Annotated in this window: 11 protein-coding genes; 8 read left to right on the forward strand and 3 right to left on the reverse strand. The window is 69.1% G+C overall.

The genetic code is table 11. The features are described from left to right. The 3 genes from ACN27D_RS35065 to ACN27D_RS35075 all read right to left on the reverse strand — a co-directional run. On the reverse strand, positions 1-435 hold a 435-nt coding region (locus ACN27D_RS35065), incomplete at its 3' end, for a hypothetical protein (RefSeq protein ID WP_421501234.1). A gap of 86 nt (positions 436-521) precedes the next feature. Further along, on the reverse strand, positions 522-1,757 hold the full coding sequence (locus tag ACN27D_RS35070) for a nitric oxide synthase oxygenase (RefSeq protein ID WP_278091387.1): 1,236 nt from the start codon (positions 1,755-1,757) through the stop codon (positions 522-524). Positions 1,758-1,845: 88 nt separating this feature from the next. After that, entirely contained in the window at positions 1,846-2,349 is a 504-nt protein-coding gene (locus ACN27D_RS35075; protein WP_235437426.1) for a GNAT family N-acetyltransferase, read from the reverse strand. A 410-nt stretch (positions 2,350-2,759) separates the two neighbouring features. Here ACN27D_RS35075 and ACN27D_RS35080 point away from each other — a divergent pair, with 410 nt between their 5' ends. The 8 genes from ACN27D_RS35080 (at position 2,760) to ACN27D_RS35115 (ending at position 10,630) form a co-directional block, all read left to right on the forward strand. After that, a complete protein-coding gene (locus ACN27D_RS35080) occupies positions 2,760-3,161 on the forward strand; it encodes a hypothetical protein (protein ID WP_152748223.1) in 402 nt (133 codons plus the stop codon). Positions 3,162-3,248: 87 nt separating this feature from the next. Further along, the gene (locus ACN27D_RS35085; protein WP_235437427.1) at positions 3,249-4,010 is read left to right on the forward strand and encodes a tryptophan 2,3-dioxygenase family protein; all 762 of its coding nucleotides are present in this window, start codon (positions 3,249-3,251) and stop codon (positions 4,008-4,010) included. A 137-nt stretch (positions 4,011-4,147) separates the two neighbouring features. Further along, entirely contained in the window at positions 4,148-5,185 is a 1,038-nt protein-coding gene (locus tag ACN27D_RS35090; protein WP_396849546.1) for an aminotransferase class V-fold PLP-dependent enzyme, read from the forward strand. Further along, positions 5,182-6,432 carry a tryptophan 2,3-dioxygenase family protein gene (locus ACN27D_RS35095; protein ID WP_047891578.1) on the forward strand — a complete coding sequence of 417 codons (1,251 nt, stop codon included), beginning with the start codon at positions 5,182-5,184 and terminating at the stop codon, positions 6,430-6,432. Before ACN27D_RS35090 ends, ACN27D_RS35095 begins: the two co-directional genes overlap by 4 nt. Next, complete coding sequence (locus ACN27D_RS35100) at positions 6,419-7,822, forward strand: MFS transporter (RefSeq protein WP_152748224.1); 1,404 nt, start codon at positions 6,419-6,421, stop codon at positions 7,820-7,822. The genes ACN27D_RS35095 and ACN27D_RS35100 overlap by 14 nt, the downstream gene beginning before the upstream one ends. Continuing rightward, a complete protein-coding gene (locus ACN27D_RS35105; RefSeq protein ID WP_152748225.1) occupies positions 7,819-8,454 on the forward strand; it encodes a hypothetical protein in 636 nt (211 codons plus the stop codon). Before ACN27D_RS35100 ends, ACN27D_RS35105 begins: the two co-directional genes overlap by 4 nt. Positions 8,455-8,615: 161 nt before the next feature. Next, positions 8,616-9,689, forward strand: a complete 1,074-nt coding sequence (locus ACN27D_RS35110; protein WP_255352841.1) for an oxidoreductase — start codon at positions 8,616-8,618, stop codon at positions 9,687-9,689. A gap of 209 nt (positions 9,690-9,898) precedes the next feature. Further along, complete coding sequence (locus ACN27D_RS35115; protein WP_053065347.1) at positions 9,899-10,630, forward strand: hypothetical protein; 732 nt, start codon at positions 9,899-9,901, stop codon at positions 10,628-10,630. Positions 10,631-10,869 lie beyond the last annotated feature (239 nt).

Consider the following 10,869-nt stretch of genomic DNA (forward strand, 5'->3'; position numbering starts at 1 on the left):
GGCGCGTTCCTTGAGCCGTTGGTACATTTTCCAGTGCTTCGCCGGACCAGGGAATCCGTCGGTCAGCACCAGCTCGCGGTACGTTGAACCCACCGGCGGGTGCTTCTCGATGAGCGGTAGTCCCCAGCTCGCGCAGGTGTCACGTACAAACTGGCGGGTGGCCTCAACGCCGATCCCGGTGTTCGCGTGAATCGCATGAGTCGCTCGCCGGCGGAACAGGTGGGCCAGCACTGTGGAGTCGTGGCCGCCGGAGAACAGCACCGCAGTCGCCACATGCTTGCGGTTACGGCCGTGGCCGTCGTGGTGCTCGACGATCTCCTCCCGAACGGCCCGGTCAAGCAGGTCGTGGGCCGCCTTGATGAGCGCATCGAGGCGAGCATTGCGCGCTGGCATACTCAGTTCAACCATGCCGGGCAGTTCGGTCGCGCTACGCACGGTCTGAATCCTTTCGTCACCAGCGCTCTGACCTAAGACAGCAGCCGTCCTCGGAGCTTCGGCACTGTGGGCAGGTCATGGTCCGATCACGGCTTCACCGGTGGAGAGGGGTGCAGCCCGGGATCTTGCGGCGAGGGTGATGCGTAGTAGCGGCCCCAGCTCGGGTCCTGCGGAGTCATGGGGTAGCTGTTGAGCCACGACCAGTCCCCGTAGACCGGCCGCCCTGCGGCTTCTTCCCGGTCGGTGAACCGCGCGAAGGAGATGCTTTCCCGATGGTGATCGGTGATGCGGACCCCGGCGGCGAGGAAGCTGTGCAGGACCGCCTCGTTGAGCATGAGGAGCGCCTTGTCCCGCCACAGCCGGTCTCGTCGCGTGTCAAGGCCCAGCCCGCGCGCCACTGCGGGCAGCTGGTGGTAGCGCGCCGGGTCGGCGAGGTTGCGACTGGCGATCTCGGAGGCCATGTAACTGCCGCTGAACGGCGCGCAGGGATAGATGACCCCGCCCACCCTTAAGGTCATGTCGCTGATCGCGGGCAGCGCCGGCCAGCGCAGTCCCAACAGCGCGAACCAGGGATGCTGCGGGTGGCGCAGTTCCACCTCCAAGACGCAGGAGGCAGGGACGGCGAACAGCGCCCGGCCGACGTCAATGCCGTCGATGATCCAGGGCAGCACGTCGAACCGGGTCCGGTTCGACGGTCCTCGCCAACCCAGTTGTATGGCTTGATCGGTGAATCGCGCCTGAGCGGGATCTCCGGTCACCTCGCCGGCTGCGGTGGTCCATCCTGCGTACCGGATCAGCTGCGAGTTGCGGATCCGCACGGCAGGCATGTCGGCTGACGCTGGGGAGAAGACCGACATCATCGGGACGATGGCACCGCCGTTGGTGGACAGGTCCAGGTGGTTCTCCAACTCGCCGCGGATCTGATCGGCCCGGTTGATCCCTCTGAGATCACGCACGCGCAGGGCGCTCCAACGGGCGCGTCCGATGCACCGTTCCGCGTTACGCCACGCCAGCTTCGCCCCGAACACCAACTCGTCGGTGGTCTGCCACCACGTGCCGCTGGTCTCAACCTCGCGTCGCATCTGCGCCAGGCGAGTCCGCAAGCCGTCGCGTCCTGTCTCGTGGAAGTAGCGCGTGAGAAAGGCGTGGGCGTCGCTGAGAACCCGAGCCGGGCCGTCGGTGGGACCGCCGGGCGCGTGCGCTGGGCAGCTGCTGGCCGCCGTCACTGGCGTGGGCGACCGCGACGCGGCACGGGTGCGGAAGGCCGCTTCATCATCAAGCCGTGATGCCGGCGGCATCACCGGCAGGCTGCCTTCGGTCACGTCGTGCCCGTTCCTGCTGGTCCTGATGCTGGCTGTCGCTGTGTCGGCTCCGCTTGGCGGGAGAGCCGCACGGGCGTTGGTCGCCGCCTCACCAGGGCGGCCTTCGGCTGGTGGCGACCACTGGCACGGTGAAGGTGAGAAAGGCGCCGTCCCTTTCGGTCAGGGCCGCGCGATCGAGCCGCCTGACCGTGCGCAGCATCGGGGTGTTCTCCGCGTGCATGTGCAGCACGAGCGCGGCGTAGCCGCTACTGCTGGCGAGCCCGAGCAACCAGACCAGCAGGGTCGAACCGAGTCCGTGCCGCTGCCAGTCGTCCCGAACGAGCAGCGCTGCCTCAGCTTGGTCTCCCTCGGCGATCAGGTTCGCCATCGCCACCACAGCTGCCATCGCGCCGTCGCCCGCAGCGGCAAGCAGGGTCACTCCGCGAGCCGGCTCCAGCAGCCGACGCAGGCGGGCGGGTGATGGCACCGCACCCGACAGATAGCGCCAGTGCCGGCTGCGCGCTGAGCAGGTTTGATGCAGTTCCATCACGGCCGGCAGATCGTCGGCACAAGCCGCATACACCGTCAGCTCCGGGCCTCCGGGCAGGGTCACCGTGCTGCGGTCGCGGTCAGTTCGGCTACCCACGGCGGCCGTCGGCAGAAAGCCCAGCCATGGGGCCGGCTCGTCGGCGGTGCCGGGCGGCCCTCAGCAGGGTGGTGAACGGCGTGAGACGACCGCCAGCGCACGGCGCGCTCGCCGTCTTGCCTGGCCGCTCGGAGCCCGGTGATGCCGGCGGCATCACTACGTGCTCACTCCTCATCGTGTTGACATCTCCCGTCCCGGTACCGTATTCATGTTTCAGGCGTGATTACCGTACCGAATTTGAGCCCGAATGCCAGCCTTGAGGGAGCGCAACCTTGCCGGAGCACCAAGGCCCCGTCGTCAACAGGACGATGCGCCCCCACGAATCGGCACCGAGAGCGGTCCGCCTGGCCACGGTTGTGTGTTGCGCCGGCTCCACGGTGTTCGCCGACGCGGCCGTGTACCTGGCTGCTGGCTGGGACGCGAACACGCCGTTCGGCGCGATGGCACTGGATGCCGGCGTGCTCATCGTCCTGCTCGCTCTGGCGCTCGTCTCGGTCGTCGCGGGCCTGTCCCTCCCCATGTCGGGCAGCCTCGCCGGACTACGTGCTGCGGCCGGCGGATCGGTCGTGACGGCGGTGGCACTTCCTTTCCTCATGGCTGACCGAATGGCGGCGGGACCGCGCGCAGTGGTGGGTGCCGCCGTCTTGGCCCACGGCGTTCTGCTGCTGTGGCTGCCCGGTCGCGGACAAGCTCCGCGGTGGCTTGCCCGGCGCAGGGCGGACGCCGCGGCTCGTGCTGGTCAGGAGCTGCGGAACCTGGCTCACGCTCCATGGTTTTGACCAGCTGGTCCGTCAATCAGCCTGACGCCGACCACGAAGACAACGGGGGCACTGAAGATGGCACCTCAGAGTTCGCACAGCGGAGGCGTGCACACGACACCTCGCCCGCCCGACGGCCTGGACGACGAGGACGGCGGTCCTGCCAGCGCGCCGCCAGATGGCTACGTGGGAACGACGGACGTGAACGCCTACAGCCGGTACATGCGCGTGGATGAGCTGCTGCGGCTTCAGGTGCCGGCACCCGAGCGTGCTCATCGTGACGAGTTGCTGTTCCAGGTGGCGCACCAGAGCACCGAGCTGTGGTTACGCGTGGCGGTGGAGGCGTCGCAGGAGGCGGCGTGGCACCTGCGTTCGGGCGATGTGGGCGCGGGGGAGTTGCTCGTTCACCAAGCGGCCGACGCGATCCGGACAGTGACCGGCCAGCTCGACATGTTCGAGCACCTCTCGCCGATGGCGTTCGCCGTCATGCGACCTCGGCTGGGCACGGGGTCAGGTGCGCAGTCGCCGGGCTGGGTGGGAATCGGGCGGGCCGGGCGAGAGCTGGCAAAGGCATTCGAGCATCTCTGCGAACACTGCGGAGTCTCCCTGGAGCAGCTGTGCCGGTGGCGGGCCGACCAGCCGATCTACCGGCTGGCGGAGCGGATGGTGGATTGGGACGAGGCTGTGGCGCTGTGGCGGATGCGGCACTACCTCCTTGCGGCCCGGCTCGTCGGCGACGGCGGGTTCGGCACCCAGGGCACGCCGGTCGGGACCCTGGCGAAGCTGACCGCCCACAGGTACTTCCCCGACCTGTGGGCGGTCCGTACCGCCGTCGTAACCAGCGCCACGTCGCTGCGGGAGATGGCGTGATGGCCCGGACACCGATGGATTGCTCTGCGGTGCGGCGTGAACTGCCGTCGTTGGCCGGACGCGTCCATTTGGCCAGTTGCAGTCACGCGCCCCGGTCACCGGTTGTCGAGTCGTCCCTGCTGGCCATGCTCACCGCGATGGAGAGCCCCGCGGTGACGTGGCAGGCGTGGGAGCATCAGGTGACGCAGTTGCGCTATCGAGTCGCGGCGTTGCTCGGGGCCCAGGAGCACCAGATCGGATTGCTGGCCGACGCGTCAACGGCCGCGCACCAGGTGGGCTCTGCGCGGGGATGGACGACGCGGTCTCGGATCGTGACGTGCAGCGCCGAGTTCCCCGGGGTCGCCCACGCCTGGCTGACGCAGCGCCGGCGAGGGGCCGAGGTGGTCTTCGTCGGCGACCGAGACGGCCGGGTGTGCCTCACCGACTACCTGCGGGCGATCGACGGCCGCACAGCCCTGGTGTCGGTGCCCGCGGTCACCTACAGCAGCGGTCAGCGCCTGCCGGTGCGCGACATCGTCGAGGCGGCGCATCATGCCGGTGCGGAGGTCTTCGTCGACGCCTACCAGGCGTTCGGGGTGGAGCCGCTTGATGTGCGGCAGTGGAACTGTGACTACCTCGTGGCCGGCTTCGGCAAGTACGCCCTCGGGCTGCCGGGGGTCGTCGCTCTGTATGAGGCCGCTGCCAGTGGTGGACGCGTACCGGGTCTGACCGGCTGGCAGGGTCGTCGCGATCCTCACCGGTTCGATCCTCACCTGGTGGACTGGCCGGACGACGCGCGCCGGTTCCAGGTCGGGACGCCAGCGGTGCCAGCGGTGTACGCCGCCAACGCGGCCCTGTCGCTGATCGCCGACCTGGACTTGGGGCAGGTTCGACGTCACGTGGCGCAGATGGCGCGGCTCGCCCGCGAGCTGGTGACGCGGCAAGGCCTGTTCGTGACGACTCCCGAGGAGCACGGCGCCCATCTGGCGGTCCTGCACCCCGCACCGGAGGCCATCACGCGGTGGCTGGCAGACCGGCACGTCGCGGTCGCACCGCGAGGCCGGGTGGTCAGGCTCGCGATGCACGCCTTCACCACCGCAGAGGACGTCGAGACGGCATGCCGACTGTTGGGGGAGTTCCCCGACGCCCGGGCGGCAGAGCGCCGCCGGTCTCATCGACAGGGAGTGGTGGCATGAACGGCGTCGACGCGGTGCAGCGGTGGCTGACGGGTCAGCGGTGCAGCGACGACTTTCCGTATCGAGACGTCGTCGCCAGCGTGCGGGAGCACGGGAAGCACTTCGTACCGCCGCAGATGCTGGAGGTGCTGGGACAGGCCAGGGAGGTGACCAACTCCGTCGCCGGGCCCGACGCTGGCGGCCGTCTCCTGCGCTCGTTCTTGAACGTGCTGCTCGACAAGGCCGACGGCCGCTACGACTACCGCACGTATCTGGCGCTGGAGCTGCTTCCCCTGCCGGACGCCGACCGCGGCGACATCGTCGTGGACGCGGCGGCGGCGTTGCGATGCCGGGACCGGCTGGTCGTGGCGTTGATCGCAGACGTGTTGAGGTTCGAGCACGCCGCCGCAGAGGACCAGCGACAGCCGCTGCCGGAGTTCCGGCCGGCATCTGGCCTGACACGTAAGCGGCTCAGGCTCGGCATGCGCGTGCTTCAACCCGCGCTTGCCCGCCTCGGCCTTGAACAGGCGGGTGCCGTGGACGATGTTCGCCCGGATCGTCTGTGGCGGGCCGTCGAGGAATTCCTCAACCGGGACGAACGCCAGGCGGTCGCCCTGTCGATGTTGCCCGTCTCCCGGGTGCACGACGAGTACCTGTTCCTCCGAGTCCTCCAGTCGTGGGAGGCGACGTTCGCGCTGGTGGCGGTGGACCTGTGCAGCGTTATTCAACTCCTCGGCGACGGGCATGCTGTGCACGGCGGGGCGCGGCTGGATGCGGCGACCGGGATCCTGCGGGAAGCCTCACCCCTGTTCTCGCTGCTGGCCACCATGCAGGTCGCGGCGTTCCGCGACTTCCGTCGGTGGACCGAGGGCGCCAGTGCCATCCAGAGCTACAGCTACAAGCTGGTGGAGTCGCTGTGCCGCCGCCCGGAACTGGCCCGGCTACACTCGGTCGCCTTCCAGTCCGCGCCGCAGGCGCGGATGCGGGCGCTGTCCGGGCAGGCCACGGTGCAGTCCCAGGTGGGGAAGCTGGAGCGGGCTGGATTCGCAGCGGTCGTCGAGGACCAACTCGTCGAGAGCATGGCGTCCTTCGCGGCCGCGCTGACAGGGTGGCGTCGCACCCACTACTCGCTCGCGGTGCGGATGCTGGGCAACGAGGCGGGCACCGGCTACACCTCGGGAACCGCCTACCTCAAAGAAGTCAAGGACATCCCTGTTTTCAACCGGGCGCCCTCAACTCCGTCTGGGGCACGGCGTGACCGGCGGTGATGCCGGCGGCATCACCGCCAACCGTGCACCCGGTGGTTCCGGTGCTCGTCCCGCCCGGCTAGGCGTGCTGCTGGGGACGCTCTACGGGCCGGTGACGTTCGGCATCATGGCGGCGGCGGTCGCGGTGCCCTACATTCCGGACGTCTCTGGCTCGGTCAGCACGGTGTGGCTGTTGTCTGGGTACGCCATCGCTCTCGGCGTCGGTACTGCGGTGTTCGGGCCGTTGACCGAACGCTGGGGAACACGGGCCTGTCTCCGTATCGGCGCGGTGCTGTTGCTCGCCGGCACGGTGGTGTGTCTGCTGGCACCGACACCGGAGGCGGTGGTGTCCGGCCGGGTGGTGCTGGCTGTCGGATCGTCTGCCGTCGTGACCGTGGTGCTCACCATCGCAGCTCACGTCGATGCCGAGCATCGCGGCGCGGTGGCGAGGGCGTTGGGCGCGGTGATGGCGACGTTCCTGGCCGGGGCGACGCTCGCGGGTGGAGCCGCCACGGAGGTGATCGGGTGGCGCGCGGCCGTGGTCTTGCCCGTCCTGTCGGTGCTGGCGGTCCCGTGGATAACGCGACACCACCATCGGCGGGGGAGGCCGTCGGCTGCCTTCGACGCTGTCGGAGCAGGACTGTTGACGGTGTTCGCGACGTGCACGGTCGGGCTGACGCAGATCGCGGTGCTGACGCTGACGACTGCATCGGCGCTGGCCGCAGGTGCGGCCGCCAGCGGGCTCGCCCTGTGGGTTCGAGCGCGGCGCCGGCCCGACGCGTTCGTGCCTGCCGCACTGGTGCGCGAGGCCCAGTTCAGGCGGGTGTGCCTGCTGGCTGGCTGCATCTACGGGGCGCGGTTTGCCGTGGTGCTCGCCGACGGACACCTGCTCGCCGACGCCGGATGGACGCCGCTGAACAGCGGCGTGGTGCTGGTGCTGTGTGCGGTAGCGGGGGTGGCCGTGTCCCACGGCCTGGCCCTCCGGCAGCGGTCGTCGGCCAAGGCGCTGCTGCTGGCTGCTGGAGCGCTGGTGATCGTGGGGTTAGTGCCATCAGACTCGGTCGGCCCATTGGTGATCACGTCGACGGTCATCTCGTCAGCGGTTTTCGCGCTGGGGCAACCGATGCTGACCGTCGCGCTGGCCGCCTTGCGTACGGATCGGCGGGGAACGGCTGTCGGACTGACCTACTTCTCGGGATTCGCTGGTGGAGCCGGTGGAACCGCAGTCGTGTCGGTGCTCATGCCCCCGCTGGGCGCGAGCGTCGCGATCGCCGTGGTGGCGCTGGCCTGCCTGGCTGGCGCAGTCCTGGCTGTGTCCCACGTCCGTGTTCGCGATGAGCGGGGTGCCGCTACCAGCCCTTCCAGTGATGCCGCCGGCATCACCCTAGAGCGCAAGGAGGCTGTCCGTTGAGCCATGGCGAATCGCCAGCCCCGGCCGGTACGCGACGCGCGTTCGGTGTCGTCACCGCGACGGTCCTGATGGTGGTCGCGGTGATCATTCTGGCGGCCACCGGCTGCGGTAGAAATCGGGATTCCGAGGGCGGAGCGTCCGCGCGGTTGACCTCGGCCGCTGAGGCGACTGCGTCGCCCGGGCCGAGCGTGACTCCGTGGCGGTACGGCTCGCAGCTGCGCCCGTGCGACGCCTTCGTGGTGGCTCCGCTGGAGGAGCTGCTCGGTGTCGTTGCCGACCCTCGCCGCGACGCCACGGACGGCCCGCTGAAGGGATGCGTTGTCGGTTTCGGCCCCAGGGGCGTGGCCAACCTGATGGTTGAGGTGAATGACCACGCGGAGGTGCGGTTCAACGGGTTGAAGGCGGTGGCGCAGGAGGAAGAAGCGCTGCGTCAGGTACCGAGTGGATGCCAGGACAGCTACGTCTATGTGGATAGTCTGCTCGGCCCGCGCCTTGCCTGTCTCGACGGCAACTTGTACCTGACGGTGGGCTGGACGCAGGACGCTCTGCCGTCCGGCAGCGACGACCAGGCCGTCATGGAAGCGCTTGGCCGCATGACTCACGAGACGCTCGCCAACCTGCGCAAGCCGTAGCCCCAGCAGCTTTCACCGCGCCGGCGTACGTGGAGGTCACTCGCCGGCGGGCCCGGCCTCTGAACCGCCCCAGAGGCCGGGCCACCTCCACCACGAGAGGCGACACGAATCGGGGGACAACTGCGATGCTCAACCTGGCCGATCCAAGAGATGTCATGACCATGACAACGACCTCCCGCCGACCCCCGAACGACAGGGCGGCGAACACACGCAGGGCCAGCAGAGCAGCCCACGGCCCGGCTCGCCTCCCATCGCCAGCACCGGACCAGCGGGGCAAGGTGGCCGTCATCACCGGCGCCAACGCCGGCGTGGGGTACCACACCGCTCGCCTGCTTGCCGCCGCCGGCATGACCGTGATCATGGCTTGCCGGCACTCAGGACGAATGAGCGCAGCGGCGTCGGCCATCAAGGCGACACAGCCCGACGCGATCATTCGGCAACTGCGAGTGGATCTGGGAAACCTAGAATCCGTTCGCGCTGCGGCAGGCCAAGTTCTGGACGATCACGGACGGATCGATGTCCTCGTGAACAACGCCGGCCTGATGGGCGTTCCGCGGTGGGACACCTTCGACGGCGTCGAGATGCACTTCGGGGTGAACCATCTCGCGCACTTCGCGCTCACCGGACTTCTTCTGCCCGCGTTGCTGACGGCGCCGGACCCCCGGATCGTCACCGTCAGCAGCACCGCGCACCGCGTTGCCCGGCTGGATCCGCACGACTGGCCCGACCCAAAGGTGTACCGCCCGTACCAGGCGTACGCGGCAAGCAAGCTGGCGAACCTCCTGTTCTCGTACGAGCTGCACCGGCTGCTGCTGGCCAGCGGTTGCTCTGCGCGGAGCATCGCGTGCCACCCCGGGTGGTCCGACACACAGCTGCTGGACTCGGCACGTCGGCGAGGTGGCCGTCCTTCGGTGGCGCAGGGGTTGCAGATCCTGGCGATGGTGGTGGCGCAGCCTGCGGCGCAGGGAGCTCAGCCGACGCTCACGGCTAGCCTCGCCGACGTGCCATCTGGCGCGTACCTCGGCCCCCGCCGCTGGTTGCGCACCCGAGGACCCGTCGGTGTGGAGCAGCCGAGTGACGCCTCACGCGATGAGAGGGCCGCACGGCTGCTGTGGGACATCTCGGCTGAGCTGTCGGGGATCGACCCGTCCAACGCGTTGAGACCGCCCCGGCCCGGCTCCGCCGGCCCCGATCCGGCGGAGCGGCCAGTTGACGAGGGCTGGTCGGTGCGATGACAACCAGCACGCTGTCACGGGAAAGTGTGGCGCGGCGGTACGGGGCGAACCCAGGGATCGGCCGTCGACGCATCAGCAGGAGTGAGGCACGATCCGAAGGCCGGACCATAGAAGCTCCTGGCCCGCCTGCGCGGCTGCGCGATCCGCAGGCAGAGCTGTCCGCGCTGTTGAGGACGTGGCGTAGACGACTGACCCCGGCTGACCTGCCGGTGGTCGACCCGTACCCACGTCGACGGAAGCAGGTCGTAAGCCAGTACGACATCGCCTATGCGCTGGGAAGCACACCCTACTGGTACGGAGAACTGGAACGAGGGCGTGGGCGCGGTAGGCACACCGACGATTATCTCGACAGGGTTGCCGCCGTTCTGCGGCTCAGCGACCGCGAGCGGGAGGTCCTGTACCGCCTAGCCGTCGGGCGTGTGCCGGCTGGAGAGCAGAAGCCCGCCGACCCGCCGCGGATCAGCTCGGCGATGGGCAGATTCGTGCGCAGTCAGCCGTACCCGTGCATGGTCGTCGACAACGCCTTCACCGTTCGGGCGCACAACGCTCGATCGGCGAGCTGGTTTCCGTGGTTGAGGAGCGATGCGCCTAACCTGATGCGGTGGGCGTTCACGGACCCGTCCGCGCGGCAGCAGCTCGACCGGTGGGAAGAGGAGTGGGTGCCGGCGCTCCTGGCTCAGCTACGCCTCGCTTACATACGCGACCCTGAGAACACGGCGCTGGCCGAGGTCATCCGGGACATCATGGCGGTAAATGATCTTGTGCGGTGGCGTTGGGACAACCTCCCCAGCGTCGAGGACGACGGGACGCCGGTGCGAGGTGTCAGGGTCATGGCCGGCGCACCGGTCAAGGTGGGGATCCTCTACTGCTCCCCTGAAGGATGTTCCGGCGTTCGCATGCTGACGATGGTGCCCATCGAACCGGCTAACGTAAGGCGGTAGCTGGGGCGTCTGTGGTGCCGGCTGGACTGGCTGCCACGCCTGCGTGCGAGGCGTGATCCGGCACGTAGGCGGGGGATAGCTGACGGGGCAGGGCGAGGGGGGTGATGCCGGCGGCATCACCGTGGGCCGGGCCGCGCGCCGTGGTGACGATTCGGCGTGGGCGGTTGCGGGCGGAGAAACCCGAGCGCGCGGACACACCGATGAGCAACCCCACCACGACGACGCAGATCCCGCCAACC

Source organism: Micromonospora sp. WMMD1274 (genome assembly GCF_049179035.1).
GTDB lineage: Bacteria > Actinomycetota > Actinomycetes > Mycobacteriales > Micromonosporaceae > Micromonospora > Micromonospora tulbaghiae.